A 22,964-nucleotide genomic window follows, 5' to 3' on the forward strand; every position below is an offset into this window, starting at 1 on the left:
AAGTCATGCTGCGACTACCGGCCTGGGACTTCTGATCTCGTGAAGGACATCGACGATCCCTCCAGCCTCACAGGCCTCCCACTGATCAGGGCTTTCGCCGAAGAGCCGATTGATGCCGTTCTGGCATGGCAACTCGGCGAAAAACATCGGATCCTCGCGGTGACTCCGGCGCAGCCACTCAAGGGCGCCGCGGTAGGCATCCCCGGGCGAGGACGTCCGATAGACAATGTCAGGAACGTTGTACAGGAGGCACTCAAGCAGGTATGACGGCGCCGCGCCTTCAGCGATCATCCGCTCTCGCTCGGCCAGCCTCCGGGCGCGTTTGGCCGTCCGGACAGCCTCTTTGAAACGGCCACCGGTACATAGGTCCTTCTGGTCGCCATTGCGCCTGTGCTGCTTGGGGAAGTTGACGATCCGTCGACCTTCGCGGTCGCGGAAGAAGACGCCCTGCTCGTAGACCTCGACGCCCGGCGACGGGAACGCCGAGTACAAGCGGTATTCCGTCGCGACGAGGATGTCGACCATCGCACCGAAGATCGAGTTCGGGGCATCGACGTTGACGCATCGGCGACCCATGCGCACGAGGTAAGACTCACCCAGGGCGGCCATGACGTCCTCGCGGAACTCCTCCCAGCTGTAGGGGCCGACCTGGTAGCTTTCCCTGAAGTTGTCCATGCTGGGCTCGTCGAGGGCATCAACGTTCGATTCGAACGGCATCTTGACCATGAGGACGAGATCGATGTCGCTCGCCTGCTCGATATAAGTGTTGTTCACCCGCGAGCCCTGGCCGAAGATCTCGTACGATCGTGCGTCGAGCAGGGGCGACCGGCGCAGCGCGTCGCGCAGTACGCCCTCAGCCCAGGCCAGCAGGAACGTGTCGGGTTGGCTGGTCCAGGCCGCGTTCTTCTCGGCGACCGTGCGGCGTGCATGCCACGACTCAGCTGCAGGCCCGAGCGTTAATGACCGCCGGACCACTGCGGCAGCCACTAGACGTCACATCTGGGCTGGACAAGGCTGCGGCCCCTCAATACCTGTCCGCGAAACGTCATGGTCATGACGCCGATTATGCATCGCCAGCGTTATAGGCGATGCATGACACGCCTCGATCAAGCAGCGGCGTTGGCCGTCGTTGGGCGCGGTCGAACTTACGCCAGTCCTGCCGCGCACTGCCGACGCAGGTCTACAAGCCGTCCGTAACGGGACTGGTCATAACGCCTGACCCCACCCAGGCCTTCGCCGCCAGCGACCCGATCTTGGTCCATCCCTGGCTTACACGGTTGGCATGACACGGCCCACCTCTCGAGGGTCAGACATGACCGGCGTAACACACAGAACACCACACACGACTACAAATCACCTCGCGCCAAGGAGCATCCTCATGATCAAGGGCGTCGCCCTCTTCACCGCGGCGGCCGCGGCGGTCACCCTCACCGCCTGTTCCGGTCTCCCTGTCTTATGATCAGGGCAGTACCCCCACTGCTGGTGACTGAGAGTAGTTTACTGTCTGCAGAAGCGGACCCCCGACGGTCACCAGACCTGCCTGTAACGACTTCGATCTTGTACCCGTCTGTCACGACATGACTGTGAGCGACGCGACACCGATGAAGTACTCGGTGATCAACCGTGGTCTGCGACCCGCCCGGGTGGCGATCGTTTTCGACGGGGGCGACAACTGGTCCTACTGGGCCCGTCGCGCCCTCTTCCTCGCCGGACAGATCTGGGGCGGAGCTGGTTTCGCCCTTGTTCCGCATCGAGCCGGTGTTGTCGACCCGATCTTGCTGCGAGCGTGCCGCGCCTACGACCCGGACTACATCGTCGCATTCAGTCACACCGTCGGCGAATATTGTCACTTCGCGTCAGGAAGCTTCATTGTCAACGACGACTCCGGAAACCCACTAACCGGCGAAGCGCGCGCCGCGAAGATCGCCGAACACTTCGACGAAGAACTTGAGCCCGGTCCCGGCGCCATGGAAGCGCGGGAGGCCGTCGCACGAGCTTGCTCGCCGTACCGGTTGACGGGTGGGGATGAGTCACCAAAAGTGAGCTATTTCCTGGAAGCCTCATCGGCGGAGTTCCCGGCGGCCGAGTCGATACCAGGCGCGTATGCCGGTCACGTGCTGCATTGTCCTCCCTCGTGGGGTGGTCTGGCGGGAGCGGCGGTCGCCTCACACGCGGGTGTCGCATCACCACCCGACTTGACGTCCGCCGAACCAGAGCTTGACACGGCCACGCTGTGGCAGCTGCTCTGCGCATCGAGGGCTGGTGACTGGACGGCCACGACCACCGGGCTCGTGGCCGTCCAGTCACCAGCCCTCGATGCTTGGCCCGCCGTCGCCGTCTTGGGCGATTCCGCCGAGGACTTCGCGCTCGCGAGGCTGATACGCCTCACCTACGGTCGGTGCGTGTGGCTGCCCACCGTGTTCGGGATCGACGAGGAGAAACTCAGCTATCCGCTGAGCAGCGGGCTGTTCGATCTCGCCACGAAGACCGCCGCAGGCCGACCTCGATCTCTGCTCCTGACGTCGGTGTCCCGGCCAGCGGACAACGTTCTCGACTTCGAACGCCGACTGCGCGACAACGAGAACATCAGGACCAGTGGCAGGCTCCTCACCAACGACGCCCCATGGACCAAAGCACCACTCGACATCGAGTGACACGCACAGGTACCGGGCACTTCGCAATCCATGAACAGTTCGACGACATCCTGTCCATACCGACAACCCTCGACGAGGCGGGCGCACGCGAAATGGTCGCGGCGCTACCAGCACCAGCCATCGACGACCAGACCCTGGCTACCCATCCCGGCCTCGCCTGGCAAATCGACATCGCCTGGCCACAGGAACATCATGTCCGGGGTCGAGGGGTACACAGCCAGCACCTTTTCGCGTCAGGAACGAGTCCCCAGCCCACCCTCGCCGCAACAGCCGTACCGGCACCTCGTATCGCGCCGACCGGTTCGACTTCGTCGTCGCCGGCATCCAAAGCATCAACCGGCTGGCCAGACCCGCCCTACGCCACCTGAGCCTGCGTGCCTTCATCGACGCCAAGGCAGGGGAACATGGCATGACGGTCCGTACCAGCGACGCCGGCCAACGCACCGCACAGCTGGCCCGCATGCTCGGCGGACGCGCACAGTTCGCAGAGATGTTCGGCGGCCCACTCCTCCCCGCACTCAAAAAGATGGGACATCTCGGAAACGACATCGACAAAGCCTTCCCAGACGGGGACGGCGTCGCCCTCCGAGACGGAGGTGTCCTGAGCTTCCCTGGCATTTGCAGCCGCGCCGAGTGCGACGACACCAAAGACGTGCGGGCACGAGTCGACGCGGCCCTCCGCGGTGGGGTTCTCCGCCGCGGTCTGGTCCTGCGCTGCCAAACCTGCCAAACCAGGCAACTGCAGACGATCGACGCGCTCGGCCAGCGGTGGAACTGTGAACGCTGTAACGACACCAACGACCTCGATCACACCACCTGGCACCACTCGACCGACGAACCGACCTGGTTCTACGGCCTCCACCCCGTCGCACAGCAACTGCTCGCCGACCACGGAGACGTGCCGGCGCTGCTCGCCAGACACCTGGCAAACACCCCCTCCCGACGTCCGGTCCAATATCAAGACGTCATGGAAATCGAGCTGCTCGACGGCACTAGCCCCAAGGTGGAAACCGATCTGGTCGCCTACGAGACGACACACTCATCGTCGCCGAATGCAAAAGCTCAGCAAGCCTCAGCGGAACGAAGAGAACGGCGCAAGGCGCCGAAGTCCACAAGAAATGCCAGGTCGCGGCCTGGCTACAAGCAGACATCCTCATGTTCGCAACTACCGCCAACGAGTGGCAACCAGGCGTCGCAAACGTCATCAAAGGCTACTTCCAGACCTACGACGGCTGGCCAAAACACGGCACCCCTCAGCTACACCTCGTAACCGGCCTCGGAACAGCAACACAGAACGTCGGCGTCATCGAAACGCCTGAAAAGCCGCCAACGCCTCCCGATGAGGGTGCCTAACCCATACCAGCTGACAGAGCCCGGCCTCGTACGCCGTCGGCACTAGTCAGCGCGAGCCCGCGTCACGAAAGTCTGCGAGGCCGGCCGGTCGCGTCCTGTCGAGTTACCGTCGAGCTGTTCATCATCCTCTTCGACGGATCGATACAGGTGAGTGGAGGACACGTACGGCCCGTTCCCCGAAACCCACGAGCATCTCCGTGCTCGACTGTCCCGGTCTCGATGTGGCACTGGAGCTGGCGGCGCTGTGCCCGATGGCCGAAGACGGCATGATCGAGGTGCGCCCGATCGCCGGGGTGCCCGCTCTCGACCACCGGGCGGCGACCGGCGTATGACGTCGGCGCCGGTCTTGTCGGAGACGTATCGCGAGCATCGATCCCGGATGCTCGCCGCGCTGGTCCGGGTGCTCGGCGACTTCGAACTCGCCGAGGACGCCCTGCAGGACGCGTGCGCGCTCGCCCTGCGCAAATGGGGTGATGCGGCTCCGGACGATCCGGTGGCCTGGTTGCTGACCGCGGCACGCAACAGCGCGATCGACCGGCTGCGCCGAGCGCGCCGCGGTCAGGAAAAGCTCGCCGAGCTGGGGTTTCCGCCGGAGGTGACGCAAATGGACATCGGAGAGGAAAGCCTGCTCGGCGTCGGGGACGAGCGGCTCAGTCTCCTTTTCACCTGCTGCCATCCCGCGCTAGCGGAGGAAGCGCGGGTCGCGCTGACCTTGCAGGCCGTGGCAGGAATGACCGCGGGGCAGATCGCGCGCACGTTCCTGGTCAGGGAAGCGACGTTGGCACAACGACTCGTGCGGGCGAAACGCAAGATCCGCGACGCCGGGATCAGCCTCGACGTCCCCGCCGACCATCTCCTGCCGGAGCGGCTCTCCGGAGTCCTCGCCGTGGTCTACGTGATCTTCACCCAGGGCTACACCGCCCATACCTGCGATGTGACATCGACTAGGGCGTGTCCTGTAAGTGATCTAGCTGGGGTTCGGTTGGATTGCGGTCGTGGTTGGTCGTGGTGAGTTGACGGATAAGGCATGGGCGGTGATCGAGCCGTTGCTGCCGCCTCAGCAAGGTGGTGGGCGGCGGTGGCGGGATCATCGCCAGGTCATCAACGCGATCCTGTGGAAGTTGCGCACTGGAGCGCCCTGGCGTGACCTGCCTGATCGTTACGGGCCTTGGAAGACGGCGCATGAACGGCTGCGGTTGTGGACCAAGGACGGCACCTGGGACCGGATTCTCGACCGGGTGATCGTCAAGGACGACGCCGTCGGCGACCTCGAGTGGATCGTTTCCGTCGACTCGAGCGTGGTTCGGGCGCATCAGCATTCCGCCGGCGCCCGGAAAAAGGGGGACGCAGCGACGGAATCGAAGCCCTCGCCCTCGATGGGGAAGGACTCGGGCGGTCCCGTGGCGGGCTGAGCACCAAGATCCATCTCGCCGTCGACGGACGAGGCCTGCCGATGCGGTTCCTGCTCACCCCCGGCCAAGCCGGAGACAACCCGGAGCTGGTTCCGCTGCTGGACGGCATCACCGTCGCCCGGATCGGTCCCGGCCGGCCACGCTGCCGACCGGAGACGGTGATCGCGGACAAGGCGTATTCGCATCCGTCAACCCGCCGGGCGATGCGAGACCGGCGGATCAGGTTCGTCAGTCCGGAACGGGACGACCAGGTCGCCCGCCGCGCAGCCAAAGGCCGCAGCGGCGGGCGACCACCAGCGTTCGACGCCGAGGTCTATAAGCAGCGCAACGTGGTCGAACGGTGCTTCAACCGGCTCAAACAGTTCCGCGACCTGGCCACCCGCTACGCCAAACGCGCCGCCTACTACCAGGCCGAACTCACCATCGCCGCGATCATGCTCTGGCTCCAATGACTTACAGGACACGCCCTAGAGACACAGCGGTAACACTCGCTCTCGAATACTCGTGACGCAGCGTTGGGCAGCGACCCGGCAATCCGCAACCGGACTTCGGCCTCCCCGGTGTCTATGCCGATCTCGAGCGGCACGGCCGGTTCAACGGCGGCGAAGGCGGCCACCGCCTCACGCACTACGGTCATCGCTTCGTCAGCCACCCCGGCGGGAAGGTCGCGGGAGAGTTCCCCGTCCAGCCTCAGCTCGAGCCTCACTCCCAACGCCGACTCCAGTTCGTCGGCGAGCGTCGCCAACCGGGCGCACAGGGAGTCCTCCCCTGCCAGGGGCTGCCGACCGTACAGGGCCGCTCTGACCTCGTCGAGCGCGTCATCGATTTCCACTGTCACCTCGTCCGTCACCGTACGCAAGGACGGCTGGTGACTCGCGACCGATTGGACCGCCAGACTGGCTCCGAACAGCACCTTGGTCACTTTGGTGCCGAGCTCGGTGGCGATCCGGTCGGTTTCTTCGAAGCGGGCAAGGCGATCGGCGGCTCGTGCTGCCGCGGTGACCTCGCTCCGGGCACGGAGCCGCATCGCTCCACGGCGCCGCCGATGGTGCCGACCTCCGACCGGCCGTCCGTGTCGACCCGCTGATCGATGTCGCCCTGCGCCACCCGCCGGACCTGTCCGACGAGCCGGCGCACCAGCATGCCCAGGTTTCCGGACGAGCAGGATTGCCATCGCGCCGAAACCCGGTTGATCGCCCGATTCGGCAGCACTGGGTACAGATCCGCCCGCCGTGATTCGCGTCAGGCGGCTTGCTCGAACATGACGACCAAAGCCGCAATCACGAAACTCAGAAGGCCAACAGAGCACAATTACCTGCGAGTGGCCAGACGTCTAAACACCCACTCGGGCGTCGTGCAGGCAAAGGCCCTTTTCGCATACTGAACCCCTAGATCAAGGAATCGACTCTCAAGGTCGACGCGTTCGAACTCGCTGACGCCGGAAAGAGCGTCGACCAGGAGAGAGCTGGCTCGCCGGCGAAAGATTCTGAATCTGTTGGCATCCGGACTCTCCGCGGCACTGAACGGCAAGATTATGTTGTAATAACAACAAGCTAGACGGAAAGATAACCCTATGCTACCTAGCCCTTGGGTCGTTCGACCCTATCAAGCCATCTCCGTGATAGTCGCGCGGGCCACATCGTTGGCACCCGACTACGGGTCGATCGCCCATTCGGACCATCCTTTCCCTCGCGCAGTATGGCAACGTGGCAGGAGAGGCAGGCTGGCACCGATCAGCCGGGGAGGGTGACGTGGTGAATGAAGACGACGAGCTCCGCTATGTTCGCCTTAACCTAAAATGGGAGATCAAGGATATTATGAATAAGGTGATTCAGCAACCGGAGTTCGCCGATGAGATAACCAGTGAGCGACTCGATGAGAGTCAACTTGTTGACGAGGTTTCATCTAATTCAACCCTCATGGAAAGATCGCTTCTAGTGTACAAGCCTGTCCTCCATGCGGATAGAGCGCTTACCTCATTGGAAGAACAGCGGCCGATCCCGTGGGAGCATGGATGGCGGCCGGACCGCCGTAATCTCGTTGCATGGATAATTGGACTGGCGATCCCCTCAGTTTCTGCATGGATCATCAGCACATTCTCGCTATCCAGAGGAACGATCACTGCCTCGATACCGCTACTGCTTATCGGAGCGTCACTGGGGGCGGTAAACGTCCTCATCAGACACGGATTGCCCGCAAGTGTCTGGATCCGCCTAACCTGGGAGCTCGGCGTTCTGCGCGCCTGGTTCCAGCGACGCGGAGAGCATAACGACTGGCGGCGAGCCGTCCGGGACGACCTCGTCAAACCATTCGTGCGGGAGTGGATCAACGGAGCGAAAGAGCCAACACGCGAACCCTATCTGACCTTGCGTGACGGTTCAGGCTTACTGACTCATTCACGGGATAGCCCTCTGGTTCACACGAGCTCGATCGATGCCTTCCGGCGTGAACTGTCACGTCCGGACCCGGGCGCCATCGGGATCGCCGGGCCTCGCGGAGCAGGAAAGACGACCTTGATTGAGCATGCGCTCGACAACGCCTTCACTCCCGCAGACGAGCCACCGTTTCTCACTATTACAGCTAGCGCCCCCGCCCGATACGATGCTCGCGAATTTATCCTCCACCTCTACGCCATCACCTGCCGCGCAGTCCTGCGCACCGCAGGACCCACAGCCGAAGTCCATGCGGAGTCAGAAGACGAGCGACTATGGAGACGTCTGCGACGCCGAAAAGCAGCAAGGGCACGGGCACTCGAAGGCATCCGCATCCTTGGCATCAGCGTAACGGCGTTTGTGGCAGCGGCAGCAATGGTCACCCTCGACAACGTTGGTCTCACTACGGATGCAGCCCAGGCACGAGTAACGGCGATGATTTCTGGGCTACTGACCGAACCATTGACGTACCTGAATCCTTGGCGATGGGGCTTCTTGCTGCAGATCAGCGGAATGCTCCTATTAGGATATTCGATCATTCGGCCAACTGGCCTGATCGCCAAATACCTGACCGAAGGCTTATACCAGATATTCTTCGGGTCGTGGCGGCGACGCATCCGCCGCTACTACAGCCTCGATCATCAAGCCCTGTGCACACTAGCTCTACACGATCTTCGCCAAGTACGGTTCTTGCAAACCCGCACAACTGGGTGGTCCGGCAAAATCAATGGCGGCGGGGTGTTTGATATCGGCCTAACAAGAACTGTCGCACACGCAGAGCGCCCGCTGACGCACCCAGAAATCGTCGATGACTACCGTCGTTTGCTCGACCGAGTAGTCGCCGTACTGGCTCCTCGCGACATCAGCGGCATCATCGTTGCGATCGATGAGCTGGACAAACTCGCCGACCCCGCCCAAGCCCGAGAATTTATTGACGAGATCAAGGGGGTCTTCGGGGTACCCCACTGCCTCTTCCTGGTGTCAGTATCAGAAGACGCCCTGACGTCGTTTCATCGTCGAGGTATCCCGGTTCGCGACGCGTTCGACAGCGCCTTCACTACCGTCGTCCGCATCGAGCCATTCACGCTCGATGAGGCCAGGGTATGGCTCGCGAAACGCGCAATCGGCATCCCGGAACCATTTGTCCACTTGTGCTACTGCCTATCAGGTGGACTCCCTCGCGAGCTGCGCCGGATCGCGACCACAATGTACGACCACCACATCGACACCGAGAAAGATGACGATCTCGAAACCGTCGCGTCATCGCTAGTGGCCGCCGACCTCGCTGCCAGACTCCCCGCGTTCACCAGCACTGCAGCCCAACTTGACGACGAGCAGGACCCCGGCACGTTTCTCACCAATCTCGCTGGCCCCACCTGCTCGGACGCGTGGTGGCTCTTAAAAAAGTGTGAGACGATCCTTCCGCGCGCCAGCGACGGCGCAGTGACTGCTCTGACCCGACTCGAATGGGAAGCAGCAAGCTACCTCTACTTCTGCGCTACCGTCGTCGAATTCTTCACCAACGAACTCCAAGCCCAATCCGTACACACTGCGGTGAAGGATGGCAGCATCGTCGCCCTGGCTGCAGCACGGCAGCAAATGGCCCTCGATCCCCGTGTCACCTGGCAACTGACTACACAGTTCCGCCAACAACGGCAGTTCGCCACGATCGACGAGTGCCCGAATCCTTAAACCTAGGGGCCTCTTATGTCATGCGAATCAGCATTCAGCCGTCAATGAAAGACCTAAGATGGCCATCACATCTCCCTAGCTGGAAGAATCTGGGGCCGCCCTGGGTGCGCCCTCGTTCCACGCAGAGCCAGCATCGTAGATCCGATGTCCAGGGACCCGGCTTCCAGTAGCAGCTCAGAGCTCCATCAGAACGAGCGAGAAGGCCTTCATCCCACGTCCGAACTGCGCGGCGCGACGGATGTACTCTCCGACGCGCCGTGCGACAGCGTCGCTCACCACGCTGGTACCGTCCAGGAGGGTGATGGCAGGCGGCGGCCAGTCGTCGCGGCCCAGGTGGTCCCGGCCACGATCACGGCGAGACCGGAAAACAGATGCAGGATCTCCCCTGTAGATTGCCCGGTGATTAGCAGCGCCGCGCCGAGCGCCATCACCGTGACGGTGAGAACCGTCGCGGCCGCGAGGCGAAAGCTCTGCGGCAGTGCGTCACAGGTGCACGGTGCAGGCGGCGAATACACCCAGCGTTCGTGAGGCATAGTCATGTCCTTTCCGATCTTCGTTGGCACGGTTAGGCCCGGACGGTCGGCATGCTTGCGCACAGAGGCCCCAGGTGTAATCCCGGCTCTCCCCCAACGGCCGACGTCGGGGCCCTCGGCGATCATCACGGGCACTCCCCTTCCACGGGACTCGTCTCGCCGACGGTAACCGTCACAGGTTTGTCTCGATCATCTTGCGGCTCACCCGCGTCGCTCCATACCTATGCAGGAACCTGACGGGCAGGAGGGGTCGTCGTGCGGGATCGAAGACCGGTCCGGCGACGGAAATAAGGCCGACCGCGCGGGCTAGAACTCGTCCTGCTTGACCATCGTCCGCAGGCGGGCCAGTGCGCGGTGCTGCGTCACGCGCACGTTGCCGGCGGAGATCCCGAGCGCCTCGGCGGTTTCGGCGGCGGACAGGCCGACGGCGATGCGGAGGGCGAGGATCTCCTGCTGCACACGCGGAAGAGTGGAGAGCAGGCGGTTGAGCCGGGCACCGAGGTCGAGGTGCAGGGCGTGGGTTTCGGGTTCGTTGTCGCCGATGGGCCGCTCCGGGAGTTCCGGTACCGGCTCCGACCGGTCACCGGAGACCGCGCGGTAGGCATCGGAGACCTTGTTGGCGGCGATCGCGTGCACGAGATAAAGGAACGAACCACCGCGATCCTGGTAGCCGGGCAGTGCTTTCAGCACCGCCATGCAGACTTCCTGCGCGACGTCGTCCGCCGACAGGTAGGACAGATCGCGGCCGCCCATTCTGGCGCGGCAGTACCGGACCACGACCGGGCCGATCATCCGCAGCAGCGACTGGATCGCGGCGGGATTCCCGTCGCCCGCGTCCTTGACGAGGGGATCAAGGTCCTCCTTCGTCAGCCGTCCGCCCGGTCGAGGCAGGTGCTCCGGAGTCGTATATTTCGGAGAACCCTGGGGCACTCCGGTTCGCGAGACTGCAGGAGCCGCCGCGACTGCGGGATCACCGACACGATCGAGCACCGCGGCAACGACGTCCGGGTTCGCGCGACCTGCAAGCTTGCGGGCGCCCCGGGTACCGACCGAGGACCGGTTGACCAGACGCTCGGCGGTCTTCGACGACATGACAGCGGCGGAACTCATGCTCGGCCTCCCTCGATCTGTTCCTTGGCCTGCTTGCGGTAGCTACTGAGCATCTTGCGGACCGCGCTCGCGCTGTAGCGGGTGGTCTCGCTGCTGATCAGGTCGGAGATCTCGCTCGAGGCGTAGCCCAGCACCGAATACGACACGACCAGGTTCACCACATCGGACGGGTACTGCGCGGTGGTCTTGCTCTTCGCCTTGGGTTTGGGAGCGAGGATGGTGCCGAGGCCGAGCCTGGCCAGCGCGACCCGTTCAGCGGAGGGCGTCGCGGCATCCCAGGCGAAGTCCGGGATGAACACGTCCTGGTCGCTCAACGCCCGCTGAGCCAGCTGGCGTCGGCACTGATTGGCGAAACACAGCACACAGGCGCCGATGAAGTACGTCGACAACCGTGCGCCTCGCAGCGGATCCCAGTCCTTCCCGACGAGGCCTTTCTTGAGGAACAGCTCGATACCCATGGTGACCGCGTCGGAGGCGATCGCGACCCTTTCATCCCGCGTCAACGGAGGCGACGGCGGCTTGACCGGTCTGCCCTTCTCGGTGGCACGCCGATAGATCTCACCCGAGACGATCCAGGCACCGATCACGCCGAGCCCGTAGCCGGCGAGGCGATGCGACAGCTCAGACCAGACGAATCCGCTGAACTCTTCCTCACGCAAGGCAACAAGCAGCTCGTGGTCGTGCTGCACTAGCGATAATGCCTCCCCTTGACCTGACACCAGGTCGCCGTGCGGGGCCTCCCCGTCGGACAGCACCTTCGAGAACAGGTCGTGCAGCTCAAGACGGCGACGTTTCGCATCACCTGACGCGGCCAGGACCTCACCCGGAACCGGTACTTGCGCCCCGCGCCGCGCGGGTCTGGCGCCGCTGGTCTCATCAGGCTTCATCGACAGTTCCTTCACGGAGGGCCACGTGCTTCGGTCGGGAAGGACATCGTGCCCCTCGGCGAACCCGGACGAAGCCTTATAGGTGCGGCCTGCGCCGAACTGCACCAACTTTCCGAGAATCCGGCTTCGTCGCTCGACCACTGGTTTCCCGGTCAAATCGTGCCGATCGACAGCTGGCGCGACAAGGGCTATCCGCCCCCGTTCCGGGCGACACACCACGGCAAGATAGAGATCGTTGCGTCACTGGCGCTCGCGACTCCGGGTCGGACTCCACCCAGGCGCTCTCCGAAACCGTTGATCTCAATGATTATTTGTACGAAATCAGCACTCAGAGCGAGCCTGGCGTCATGGTCGCGGTTGGACGGGACACTGAACCCCATGCACTTGACCGGATCGACGGGACTGGATCGCCGACCTGCCCTTGCTTGACGTGGACTCGGCGCAACGCGACGACAAGCCGCGGACTTCTCCTGCTGCTGGCGCGGCAGCTCTGAACGCCACGGTAGGGGCACACCGCCCGGGCAATCTCAGCCTTCCAGCCGGATACGACCGCAAGCCCTCCGACGAGACGGCAGAGGACATCGAGCTCAAGTCCTGTCGAACAAGGTGGAGCTGAGCCTGCGGATGGCCCGAACCGGAGGGAACCGCCGTCAACAGCTGACGCAAGCACCACGTCACCGTCGATGCCACCTCCACCGAGCGGACCGCCTGGGCAGATGTCCACCGTCCGCTCGCCCTCGACGCGATCGCCCGGTCGCCCACGCGCGGCAGCTCGTTCCATGTGCACAGTAGCGCTACGGCAGCCGCCCGTGGTGGATCCACACTGGCGAGCGCAGCCACACCAGTGGGACTGGAGCCGCTCTTAAGCCGGGCGACGCGGCGCGCACGATGAACTGGGGCCTTTCGTGCGCGTCCCTCGTCATGTTTGGCTCCCGCAGCTCGTTCACTGCGGGCGGCACCTGGCTCAGGGGCCTCGAACTCCTGACACGAGGTCGCAGCCGCGTCCCGGCGCAGCTCTACGAAACTTTCGAGCCCGAACCCTCACCTCATGGACCAGTGGCTCAACGCCCTTACGCGCAGCCCGACTGGCTTGGGCGTTTCACGCGCGCGAGCCCGGCAGGCGCGGCTATCGTGCGGTGTCGAGGCTACTTCAGACGGCTAGCCGATGTTCCTGGGCTGCGCAGACAGGCGGAGAGGATCCTTGTGGCGAACGACTACCACCTGGAGGAACTCGGCCCGCGCGCCTTCGAGCAACTTGCTGTGGCCCTGGCTGCCGCGACGTTCGGCCCAGGTGTCGAAGTGTATGGCTCTGGCAAGGACGGTGGCCGAGAAGCAACCATCGATGGGCGCATCGAGTGGGACGCCGGCGAGACGGCATGGGACGGCTACACCGTTATCCAGGCCAAACAGTGTGAAAATCCCAGATCGCCCGCCGACAACCTGCTGTGGCTCCAGGGGCAGATCCATCGCGAACTCAATACCTGGATGGACACAACATCGAAGCGTGAACGGTTCCCGAATTACGTACTATTTATCTCGAATGTACGACTATCTGCCTCGCAGGGCGGCGGCGTCGACCAGATCCGCGACTACGCCGGACGCGAAATCAAACGCAATCACGCGCTGGGCAAGTCTGACACTCCTCACTCACGCGGCCTACGCAAGATCAAGGTATGGCACCGTGACACGCTGAACGCACTGATATCAGGCAATCAGGGCGTACGTGCGGCTTTTCCCGCCCTCCTCACTGTCGGAGACCTGCTTACTCGACTGCGGACGCTGCCCGGGATCGTAGACCCCGAAACGCTGACGCCCGTCTTGCGCGATCACGCCGTAAGCACGCTGCGTAACGATAGATGGATTCGATTCGGCGAGGCCGGCGGCTTGCAGGCACGGCAGTCGGTTGACCGTGTGGTCGTCGATCTCCCAGTGCAGACGGGTGACGGCTCGTCGAAGCGAGCGCTCGACATAAGTCTCGAACTTGGGAACGCAATACTTCGCCGGTCAGTATGGCCCGCGGATCAGCCCCGGCATCTCGTCATTACCGGTGCCGCAGGCAACGGTAAAAGCACCATCGCGAGATACCTCACCCAGGTCTACCGTGCGCGGTTCCTTGAGGGCGACACCGTGACTCCTGCAGCTGACGTGATCATGAATGAGACGGCCACATCCCTTGAACGGCTCCACTTGTCCGCCCCCAGCAGTCGACGGTGGCCGCTGAACGTGTCACTTCCGGCGATGGCCAAGGACATGGGGCCGGACGGAGGTCCGTCGATGATCCGGTGGCTGAGTCAGCAGGTGACGAACCGGGCGTCAATCGAAATTCTGCCTGCCACTCTTGAGAAATGGCTGCAAGCGTGGCCAAGCGTCCTGTTCCTTGACGGGTTTGATGAAGTTACCGCTCCGTCGCTAAGGCAACGAGTGGTCGACGAGATCGCCGAACTCGTCGACCATGCCGACAACCTCGACGCGGACCTGTTCATCGTCGTCACCACACGACCAACCGGGTACACCGAGCGGATCATGCCCGCCGAGTTCGCACAAATCGACCTGGACTACTTCACAATCAGCGAAGCTGTGGCCTACGGAAGGCACGTGACCACCCAGCGCCTTCATGACGACGTGTCAATGCAGGAGCAGGTACTCGAGCGCTTCGATCGAGCGGCGTCCGCACCCGCAACCGAACGACTCATCAAGACACCGCTTCAGGTCTTGATCCTGACTTTCATCTTGGAGAACTTGGGAGATCTGCCGGCGACACGGTACGAGTTGTTCTGGTCGTACTATGACACTGTTTACAAACGTGAGCAGGAAAAACCCACAGCTCACCGCAGCTTCCTCCGCGGACATCGCGACGATATTACCGAGTTGCACGAGCGCGTAGGACTGCTGTTGCACACCCACAGCGAAAACACCGACGAACCCCAGGCGCGCCTTCCTCTGACCAGCTTGAGGCAGCTGGCTCACGATCGGATGATTGAGGTCGGGCATGACGACATCGATGAGGCAGATGATCTCGCCGATCGGATCATCGACATCGCAACCACGCGCCTGGTACTCCTGGCCGCGGACCAGGACGAGACCGTATCTTTCGAGGTCCGCAGCCTTCAGGAACTCATGGCTGCCCGCGCTCTCGTCAACGGCGACGACGACACCATCTTTAAGAACCTTACTGCCACGGCACCAAGCCCGCATTGGCGCAACACATGGCTCTTCGCAGCAGGCAAGCTCTTTACCGAGAGTGATCACCGGCGCACTCTCGTGTTGGACATCGTCAACGGCTTCGACCACAGCAGTAATGATTGGCCGGGGTGGCTCTACCCTGTTGGCTCCGAACTCGCCGCTCACCTGCTCGACGATGGCATGGCCGAAAGCAAGCCGACTGCGTTGAAAGCGCTGGTCACTATTGCACTCCGATGCCTCCACGGCCCGATGCCAAAAGAATTCGCCGCCGTAGCTGCCGGCCTGTCGTATGCCGCGAAACACAAGGCACTTCATGCGCTCATCCGAAACGAATTGCGCGCGGCATTCGCCGGCAGTCCCACCACCGCTGGCGTCGCCAGCATGCTGATGCTTGAATCATCCGGAATCACGATGGTCCCAGGGCAACCCAGTCCAAGCGCCGTGAAACGCATCGCCCAGATTTGGCAATATACCCCACCGAAAGGGCCAACAACGAAAATTGGCAAACTGCTACGCAAGCCGCTTTCCGACCTTCACGATAAGCCAGGCGCTGCGCTTCTAGAATCGGTACTCGACGAGTGCGACAAACTAGCCCTCTTCAAGATGCCCGACGGCAGCTTATGGCCAGCCGCCGTTCCTGCATCCTTTGACGGCCGACGACTCAACACCGTCCTCGACGACCCCGACGCATCAACTCTCCTTGACCTATGTCTTGGAGATCTCGACCCTCTCCATTGGACCGCACGTTCTCTTCTCGCGCAAGCCGTCTCGTCGGCGCGGTCACGACGCCCCGTGAATGGAGAACTAGTGGTGAAGTACCTGCACTGAACTACATACGGGAGCGTCGATCTGCGCACTTATCGACCTCACCTTTTGGGTCGATAAGTGCGCACTCGTAACAGCCTGAGCGTTCCCAACTCGCGTTGTGGCAGTTTGCTTTCTGCGAGTACACGAACGGGCTGGGACAGTTCCTAGTTCGCGACGTAACTGCAGTTCTCTTTGCCTTCAACCAGGACCAAGCGGTCGGTCTCATCGGTGACAGTGCACCGGATAAGCACAGCATCCGCGGTTCCAGACCAGGTGATAGCTACAGTAGAGCCCTTCGGCACGACGATCTTCCTAGAGAACGGTGTGCGCGAGTTCGGCAGGGTCTCCGATCCGACTCCGCCAGGTACTGAGGGGTCGGCGTACGACACGTGTTCGCCGCCGAACCCGCCGACGTTGAGTGTCACCATCATCGGCGCAGCGCTTGATACAGGCGAGACGGGGTCTGCAGCGCTCCCATCCGAGCAGCCAGCCAGCAGTACCGCGACACCTGCGAGAATGTACGCCTTCATAAGGGTGCGAGTCGCACGTCAACCCGATGCTGTTACGCGTTGGTGGGCGCATCGCCCTTCAGCACTGCATGCACAGGGAGAGTCCAGCTCACTGGCGATCCAGTCGAGCGCCTGGGCACGTAGAGGAGCAACCCCGTCTCCGCGCGGAGCACTACCGCAGGGTGAGCCGGGCCTTGACGAGATTGGGACCGGTGGCTGGCCACCCGCAGCCCGATCACAGCGCCCGCGGTCAAGACGGCGATCATGGCTACGACGTTCCACATCGTGATGCGGGTCGGCCCCGGCGCGCAAGAGCGCCTGCTAGACCAGGTCTTGGCCTGACAACTCCGACCGTCAGGCCAACGGCCAGCTGTGGTCGCTATCGGGGTCGTCGAGCCAGATGAACTGTTTGCCGGGGACGTTCAGCGCGGTGACACCGAGCCGGGTGGCGTCCGGTTTGTCGAGGGCGTCGAACATGGCGACGGCGTGCTCCACGGTGTCCCACAGCCGGTAGGGCCCGGACTGCCGTACCGCCCACGTCCCTTCAACCAGGGGCGCCAGGTCGACTTCGGCGCGGGCGGGACCGCGCTCGGCGACGACGACGCCGTGTTCGACGCTGCCGCCGAGCCGAAGGCCAGGCGCGTGCAGCCAGAGGAACAACGCCAGATCGGGCCATTCCATGAGCGCGGCGGGGTCCACAGCGGTGGTGCCATAGTGCGGCATCCCGGCCGCGGCCGCCGACGGGCTCTGGCCGGGGGCGAACGGGCTGGTGACGTCGGTACGCATCGGCATGAACAGCACGGGGAACGGGTCGATGCGGCCGCTGACTTCGTCCTCGGCGGTCTTGTCGAGCACGAGCAGCGGCCCAGCGGCACCAGCGTCGAGGGTGGCGATGATCCGGCCGCCGTCGGCAAGCTGGTTGATCCAGGCTGGCGGGATCGCGGTGACCGCGCAGGTCGCGATGATCCGGTCGAACGTCATCTCGCCCGGCCAGCCCGCGAACCCGTCGCCGGCGGCCAGGTGCGGGTGGTAGCCGGCTGCAGTGAGGTGTTCTTGGGCGGTGTCGACCAGCTTGGGGTCGAGGTCGAGGGAGAAGACGTTGTCCGCGCCGAGGCGATGCGACAACAGGGCGGCGTTGTAGCCGGTGCCAGTGCCGATCTCCAGCACCTGGTGTCCAGGTTCGGCGGCGAGCCGCTCCAGCATCACCGCCATGACCGCCGGCTTGCTCGAGGACGAGCTGGCGATCTCCCGCCCGGTCGTGTCGTCACTGGCAGGTCGTGTCTGGGTAGCCAGGGATTCGTTGGCGTAGACCGCGTCCAGCCAGCCTGGATCACCAGTGCTCAGCGAGGCGGGACCGTTAAGGATGTGCGGGACGAACAGGTGCCGGGGCGTCGCGGCGATCGCGGCGCGCCACGCTGGGTCGGCCAGGACACCGTCGGCAGTCAGCTCGGCAGCGAGGGCGGCCGCCCGGGTTTCCCAGGTGGCGGTGTCCAGGGCGTCCAAGGTCTACTCCTCGATCAAGGCGTCGGCGATCGCCGCGGCGATCGGCAAGTCGCATTCTTCGGCCAACCAGCCCCAGGCAGCAACCGCGTTCGCTTCGAGACAGGTCCACGTCCTGTCTGGTCCGACGACGAAGTCGAACGCGCTGAACGCCAGCCCCGCCGCGTCCAAGTACCGGACGATCCCCGCCCGGACGTGGTCAGGGACGTCGATCACCTCGTACGTCAAGGCGTCGTAGTCCGAGCGCCAATCTATCAGCGCCTTCTCGCTGCCGGCGTGGATCGCCACCGGGAAGAGCCGGTCACCGACCGCGGTCACGCGGGCCTCGAACCACTTCGGCTGCCACTGCTGAACGAGGTGCGCCGTCACCTCGATGCCGTCTAGTGAGCCGAGTTCGTCACGGCCAAGACGGCGGGTGTAGACCAGGGCTTCGCCGCCGGACTCGTAGACCACCGGCTCGGCCAGCGGCTTGACTATCAGCTCCCCGAACCTCTCCGCGAACTCGCGGACGGCGTCAGCGTCGTTGGTGATCAGCGTCGGCGGCACGGTCAGGCCGGCCTGAGCCAGCGTGGCCAGCTGCCGCGGCTTGTACGCGGCGTCGGCCAGCGCCGAAGGGTGCGAGACCCAGCGCACTGGCAGGCTCGCCAGCACGCCACCGAGCCCGACCCGAGCCTGCGCCCGGGAGAACCGCAGCTCGGGACCGGACATCCCGGCCGGCATCACCGGTTCGGTCGGCTTACCGTAGTAGACCGCAGTGACCTCGTGCAGCGGGACGTCATGCTCGGCAGTGAGCAGGGAGCCGCGCCAGCGCTCGGCGTCCGGGGTCAACTCGGCGCCGAGGGACAGGCTGAGCGGGAAGTCGCCGACGTTGACCACGTGGCGGCGAACGCCGCGGGCGTCGAGTTCCCGGCCGACCGCAGCGGCCGACCAGTCCTCTGGGATACCGACGACCAGGACCAGCGGATCGCGATGCTCAGTCATCCGGGGTGGTGTAGGAGTCGTCGATCATCTTGCCGTCTTCATTGCACTGGCGGGGATGCAGCGTGTCGTGAGCTGTGGTGCGATGCTTGGCCTCCGGCCGCACCGTGATCCGGCGTGCACGCACACCGCGCAGAATGAACGGCCGGAAGGTGCTGGGATTTTCATCGCTGAGCGGCCGGGCGCCCGCGTTGACCGGGAACCGCTGGACCGTCGGCATCAGCGGGTCACCGGCGCCTACGGATGCGGTGTCGAACTTGAACATGCTGATATCGACCTCCCGACTCGGGGTGTGCGGCGGCATTGGCCGTTGTCAACCCTGCTCAGGCCCAGGCATCTGGGCAAGATCCGTCCGAGCGAACCTCCTGGTCACGTCGGCGCGGCCGCAGCCACGGCTCGCTCTCCGCGGCGCCGAAATCGGCAGGATGCCAGACGCGGCGGCAATTCGTTGTCCGCCGAGATCTCGCGCGCGTTCTGCCGCAGCCACGGCGCAGGAGCCGCAGCAGGCTAGGCGGGCGCCGGTCGGAAATCGACCCGCTTGAGGTCGGGGATGGTCTCGGCCAGCACCAGATCGCACGTAACGTCGTCTGGATCCATCAACACCGCGCGGCCGTGCACATCGTAGAACAGCACCGGCCGCTCGCGCCCACCATCGAACACCGCCACCAAGCCCGCCGGCGCCGATGTGAACGGCCCGGCCAACGGCGGGCCGAACTGCACGTCGATTCCGGCGTAGGGCAGCTTGACCCCTGCCATCTCCGGCCGCACCAGCCGTGTGCCGCCGGGGCCGAGCACCAGCGGATGCCCCTCATTGCTGAAGGCATAGATCGGGGTCGTCACACCTGGCTTGTGGGGGTCGTCCTCGAACCTGGCCCGCAGGCCCGGCGGCGCAGCCACTGCAGGCCACTCGCCGCGCGCTCTCTCCCCGTTGTCGTCGCTCATCACGCAAGCCTTCCACGATGCGCCGTCGCTCGATCGCGGGCGCGGGCTGCTCATCATGCCGGGCCAGCGCGACGATGTGACCTACTGCCATGTCAGCCGATGTTCCGCCACGCTCGATACGGATCACCTTTGTGCAGGTAGGGGCCGAGGTCGCTTAACCAGAACGCACTGAATACAACCCACACGCGTGAAACTATCCATCATATCGAGCGAATATGGATGCGAACAGTTCGACCTACGCTGAATTGCGCCGTAGGTGAATTACTCGATCTGGCTCGGGATCGGTCGCCTGCTGAAGCAGACCGGAGAAGGCGGTCACTGTGGCATACATACAGGATCGATGGTGGAAGGATAAACGAAGCCCTTCGACCGGCGAACGCATTCGAGACGGCGCCGGAGTTCCAGCACGCACGAAAACCACTCGCTTCGGCACTGGCCTGCGCTACCGTGTCCGCTTCACCGATCCTGACGGCGATGAGCGTTCAAAGTCGTTCCCTGATGGGCAACTTGCTCTGGCTCGCAAGTTCAAGACGAAGATGGAGAACGACCTCTACGCCGGCATCTACATCAGTCCCAGGGCGGGCGACGTCAGCTTCGCAGACTTGTCCGTCACCTACCGGCAGGGCAGGTCACAGGACGAGTCCAGCAAAGTCAACCTCGCCAACATCTTCGACAATCAAATACTGCCCTTCCTCGGCAAGAAGAGGATCAGGAACATCGACGTAGCAGTGGTGCGGCAGTGGAAGCTCTGGCTGGCCGAGCACTCCCACATCTCCGTCAACTACCAGGCTGACGCCTGGATGACCGCGTCCGCGACACTCGACGTGGCAGTCGAAGCAAGATTGATCGGAACTAACCCCTTCCGAAGCCGCCTCCTCTGCCCGCCACGACGCGTCTTTCATCGAGTGACACCGTGGCCGGCGACCAAAATACGCACGATTAAGCAGGCACTTCCCGATCGATACAAGATAGCCGTACCACTCGGCGCAGGCCTCGGCCTCCGCCCAGGTGAAGTGTTCGCCTTCTCCCCCGAGAACATCGACCGCACGAAACTCACATACAACTGCGATCGTCAAATCGTGTACCGCAACGGAATTCTGGCCTTCAAATTACCGAAGGGACATAAGTCCAGAACGATCCCCATGACCAAAGCTATCCTTCGGATGATAGATGACTACACGGCGGCCTACCCGCCCTGCGCCGTCACTCTCCCCTGGGCCGAGCAGGACAGGATCCGCACCCAGACTGTCAACCTGCTCGTCACCGACACAAGACGTCGGCCGTGGCGAGGATCCACCTGGGGACAACGCGTATGGCGACCCGCCTTCGACCAAGCCGACATCTCCTACCAGCGACAGCAGGACGGCATGCAGGCTCTGCGCCACTTCTACGCCTCACATCTGCTCGCCCAAGGCGTCACGATCAAGGAAATCGCCGCCTACCTCGGCCACTCCTCCGAAGCCTTCACCCTCAAAATCTACGTGCACCTGACCCTGACCAGCTACGACCGAGCACGGCTCGCGATCGACACCATGTTCCCGCCCACACCGGCCAGACGCAGGATGGCAGGGAACCAGGGCCGCCGCATCAAGATGGCAGGGCTGAACCGCCGACCTCGACATCTGGCACACGCCCCGGCGCTCGACCAAAACAGGCGTTGACTACGACAAAGTCGCGCGCATCAGCCATCCGGGCACGAACCTCGGCCTGCTCGAGGATCCCGACCGGTACAGCACTGTCATCGGCCGCGGCGACCGAGACGCCGAAGACCTCATTGGCGTCCAGCATGGAGAGCTACTCCCCCGCCGTTTTGGCGGTGGACTGGATAAGATCGGTGGCGAATTAGCGCCCCTCAAGAAGATGGCTCTGGCGGCGAATCGTCGCCGACGTGGCACGCGGCTTAGGCCGAGCCTGCGCGGTTGGCGTTACGGACCTCAGGTTTCGACTATCGACTGCGGGCTTGCTTGGCGAGTGCGCGCTGGGCCAGCACTCGCGCACCGGACATCCGCATCTGGGCGAATTGTTCGCTCACGCCGTACGCGGCCGCGACCTGGTGATTCTCCTTCCCGTCGAACGCGGCACGTTTCGCCGCGGCATCGGGGATTAGGACTTGTCCCGAGATGAACTTGGCTTCGTTCTCTCTGGCCGGGTCGAAGCGACGGCAGCCGTCGTCGGTCAGCAGCATCCCTGCGAACTCGTGCTCGAGTAGATGATGCCCCAGTTCGTGGGCCAGACTCGCTCGACGTCTCGTCGCGCTATGGGCGGTGTTTTCGATAATGAGGCGGCTGCTACCGACCGGCACGAGCGCGGCCGACCATACCTTCGAACGGGCCGACGTGAAGTGGTGAATCGCGGCATACGCCTTCGGTCCGTCCCCGAGCTCGTCCAGTGGGTAGACAGGTATGCCGTGCTCCTCGGCGAGCCGATATGGATCCAGCGCCTGAAGAGGTCCAAGTCCGATCCCAGCTCGCTCTTCCACCGCTACCGCTCTCATCGCGGCCTGAGTCCACCGCGCCCCCACTCTTCAGTTCACCCTTCTGGCCCGGTCGGCACCGAAACGCCGCACCGCCGATCCGATCAGCTCCTCCAGATGCTCGACGTCCTCCGGCTCAAGGTCCGGGCGCGCCCGCAGCAACGGCGCCAATTCGGCCACAAGGTCCGGCGGCTCGGCAGCCCGACGCTGCAGTTCCTCGTCGTCGATCATGAATTTCTCCGCCGGCACGTCGAGCCACCGCACCATCGTGGCGAACGCCTCCACATCGGGGTTCTTCCCGTTCGCCAACCGCGACATCGTCGACGGGCTGACGTCGAGAAGCTTCGCCAACTGGCGCCACGACAACTCCCTGGCCTCCCTGGCAGCATCCAGAGCCCCGTGAAGGGCGATCACGTCGATGCTCGCGTTGGCCACTAGAGCTCCTGTTCTTCTTCCGCATGGTCCGGTCGTCTATCGCTCATTGTTCGACAAATCGAGC

18 protein-coding genes and 2 pseudogenes are annotated in these 22,964 nt (G+C 63.8%); 7 read left to right on the top strand and 13 right to left on the bottom strand.

The features are described from left to right. Positions 1-3 precede the first annotated feature (3 nt). Positions 4-987: a nucleotidyltransferase-like protein gene (locus tag AMYAL_RS0131895; RefSeq protein ID WP_020635349.1), complete on the bottom strand. Its 984-nt coding sequence runs from the start codon at positions 985-987 to the stop codon at positions 4-6. Between the two features lie 590 nt (positions 988-1,577). Here AMYAL_RS0131895 and AMYAL_RS0131905 point away from each other — a divergent pair. Beyond that, positions 1,578-2,654 (top strand): hypothetical protein, encoded by a 1,077-nt coding sequence (locus AMYAL_RS0131905; protein WP_020635350.1) that lies wholly within the window; start codon positions 1,578-1,580, stop codon positions 2,652-2,654. 355 nt (positions 2,655-3,009) lie between these two features. Here AMYAL_RS0131905 and AMYAL_RS0131915 read toward each other — a convergent pair whose 3' ends face one another. Then, on the bottom strand, positions 3,010-3,576 hold the full coding sequence (locus AMYAL_RS0131915) for a hypothetical protein (RefSeq protein WP_143267643.1): 567 nt from the start codon (positions 3,574-3,576) through the stop codon (positions 3,010-3,012). 628 nt (positions 3,577-4,204) lie between these two features. Between AMYAL_RS0131915 and AMYAL_RS49475 the strand changes: the two genes are divergently transcribed. The 3 genes and pseudogenes from AMYAL_RS49475 to AMYAL_RS48660 all read left to right on the top strand — a co-directional run bounded on the left by AMYAL_RS49475 (position 4,205) and on the right by AMYAL_RS48660 (position 5,871). Beyond that, positions 4,205-4,339, top strand: a complete 135-nt coding sequence (locus tag AMYAL_RS49475) for a YciI family protein (RefSeq protein ID WP_020635353.1) — start codon at positions 4,205-4,207, stop codon at positions 4,337-4,339. Then, a pseudogene (locus AMYAL_RS46535) lies at positions 4,336-4,929 on the top strand (RNA polymerase sigma factor); the annotation flags it as partial. The gene AMYAL_RS49475 and the pseudogene AMYAL_RS46535, both read left to right, overlap by 4 nt. Positions 4,930-5,041: 112 nt before the next feature. After that, positions 5,042-5,871 (top strand): annotated as a pseudogene (locus tag AMYAL_RS48660) (IS5 family transposase). Here the strand turns inward: AMYAL_RS48660 and AMYAL_RS0131940 are convergent. Both AMYAL_RS0131940 and AMYAL_RS51120 read right to left on the bottom strand, forming a co-directional pair. After that, on the bottom strand, positions 5,823-6,446 hold the full coding sequence (locus tag AMYAL_RS0131940; protein WP_167336134.1) for a sensor histidine kinase: 624 nt from the start codon (positions 6,444-6,446) through the stop codon (positions 5,823-5,825). The pseudogene AMYAL_RS48660 and the gene AMYAL_RS0131940 sit on opposite strands and share 49 nt — an antisense overlap. Next, positions 6,338-6,562, bottom strand: coding sequence for a HAMP domain-containing protein (locus AMYAL_RS51120; protein ID WP_020635358.1), 225 nt, complete (start codon positions 6,560-6,562; stop codon positions 6,338-6,340). The genes AMYAL_RS0131940 and AMYAL_RS51120 overlap by 109 nt, the downstream gene beginning before the upstream one ends. A gap of 608 nt (positions 6,563-7,170) precedes the next feature. Between AMYAL_RS51120 and AMYAL_RS49480 the strand changes: the two genes are divergently transcribed. Then, positions 7,171-9,543 (top strand): hypothetical protein, encoded by a 2,373-nt coding sequence (locus AMYAL_RS49480; RefSeq protein WP_143267862.1) that lies wholly within the window; start codon positions 7,171-7,173, stop codon positions 9,541-9,543. A 272-nt stretch (positions 9,544-9,815) separates the two neighbouring features. Here AMYAL_RS49480 and AMYAL_RS49485 read toward each other — a convergent pair whose 3' ends face one another. The 3 genes from AMYAL_RS49485 to AMYAL_RS0131965 all read right to left on the bottom strand — a co-directional run bounded on the left by AMYAL_RS49485 (position 9,816) and on the right by AMYAL_RS0131965 (position 12,073). After that, on the bottom strand, positions 9,816-10,076 hold the full coding sequence (locus AMYAL_RS49485; protein ID WP_143267861.1) for a hypothetical protein: 261 nt from the start codon (positions 10,074-10,076) through the stop codon (positions 9,816-9,818). A 306-nt stretch (positions 10,077-10,382) separates the two neighbouring features. Continuing rightward, the gene (gene shbA, locus AMYAL_RS0131960) at positions 10,383-11,186 is read right to left on the bottom strand and encodes an RNA polymerase sigma factor ShbA (RefSeq protein ID WP_020635361.1); all 804 of its coding nucleotides are present in this window, start codon (positions 11,184-11,186) and stop codon (positions 10,383-10,385) included. Beyond that, positions 11,183-12,073, bottom strand: coding sequence for a hypothetical protein (locus tag AMYAL_RS0131965; RefSeq protein WP_063712311.1), 891 nt, complete (start codon positions 12,071-12,073; stop codon positions 11,183-11,185). The genes shbA and AMYAL_RS0131965 overlap by 4 nt, the downstream gene beginning before the upstream one ends. 1,203 nt (positions 12,074-13,276) lie before the next feature. Here AMYAL_RS0131965 and AMYAL_RS49490 point away from each other — a divergent pair. After that, complete coding sequence (locus tag AMYAL_RS49490; protein WP_093976614.1) at positions 13,277-16,084, top strand: NACHT domain-containing protein; 2,808 nt, start codon at positions 13,277-13,279, stop codon at positions 16,082-16,084. Between the two features lie 842 nt (positions 16,085-16,926). Here the strand turns inward: AMYAL_RS49490 and AMYAL_RS0131980 are convergent. From AMYAL_RS0131980 to AMYAL_RS0131995, 4 genes are all read right to left on the bottom strand, one after another. Then, complete coding sequence (locus AMYAL_RS0131980; RefSeq protein WP_020635365.1) at positions 16,927-18,075, bottom strand: methyltransferase domain-containing protein; 1,149 nt, start codon at positions 18,073-18,075, stop codon at positions 16,927-16,929. 3 nt (positions 18,076-18,078) lie between these two features. Further along, the gene (locus tag AMYAL_RS0131985) at positions 18,079-19,053 is read right to left on the bottom strand and encodes an MvdC/MvdD family ATP grasp protein (protein WP_020635366.1); all 975 of its coding nucleotides are present in this window, start codon (positions 19,051-19,053) and stop codon (positions 18,079-18,081) included. Next, positions 19,046-19,315, bottom strand: a complete 270-nt coding sequence (locus AMYAL_RS0131990; RefSeq protein WP_020635367.1) for a hypothetical protein — start codon at positions 19,313-19,315, stop codon at positions 19,046-19,048. The genes AMYAL_RS0131985 and AMYAL_RS0131990 overlap by 8 nt, the downstream gene beginning before the upstream one ends. A gap of 242 nt (positions 19,316-19,557) precedes the next feature. Continuing rightward, positions 19,558-19,992, bottom strand: coding sequence for a hypothetical protein (locus AMYAL_RS0131995; RefSeq protein ID WP_143267860.1), 435 nt, complete (start codon positions 19,990-19,992; stop codon positions 19,558-19,560). A 320-nt stretch (positions 19,993-20,312) separates the two neighbouring features. Between AMYAL_RS0131995 and AMYAL_RS46545 the strand changes: the two genes are divergently transcribed. Further along, complete coding sequence (locus AMYAL_RS46545) at positions 20,313-21,653, top strand: tyrosine-type recombinase/integrase (protein WP_143267859.1); 1,341 nt, start codon at positions 20,313-20,315, stop codon at positions 21,651-21,653. Positions 21,654-21,937: 284 nt separating this feature from the next. On the opposite strand, the gene AMYAL_RS0132005 is transcribed toward AMYAL_RS46545, so the two are convergent. After that, positions 21,938-22,471 (bottom strand): ImmA/IrrE family metallo-endopeptidase, encoded by a 534-nt coding sequence (locus AMYAL_RS0132005; protein WP_209447259.1) that lies wholly within the window; start codon positions 22,469-22,471, stop codon positions 21,938-21,940. A gap of 45 nt (positions 22,472-22,516) precedes the next feature. Continuing rightward, complete coding sequence (locus AMYAL_RS0132010) at positions 22,517-22,900, bottom strand: helix-turn-helix domain-containing protein (protein ID WP_020635371.1); 384 nt, start codon at positions 22,898-22,900, stop codon at positions 22,517-22,519. Positions 22,901-22,964: the final 64 nt, after the last annotated feature.

The organism is Amycolatopsis alba DSM 44262 (assembly GCF_000384215.1).
GTDB lineage: Bacteria > Actinomycetota > Actinomycetes > Mycobacteriales > Pseudonocardiaceae > Amycolatopsis > Amycolatopsis alba.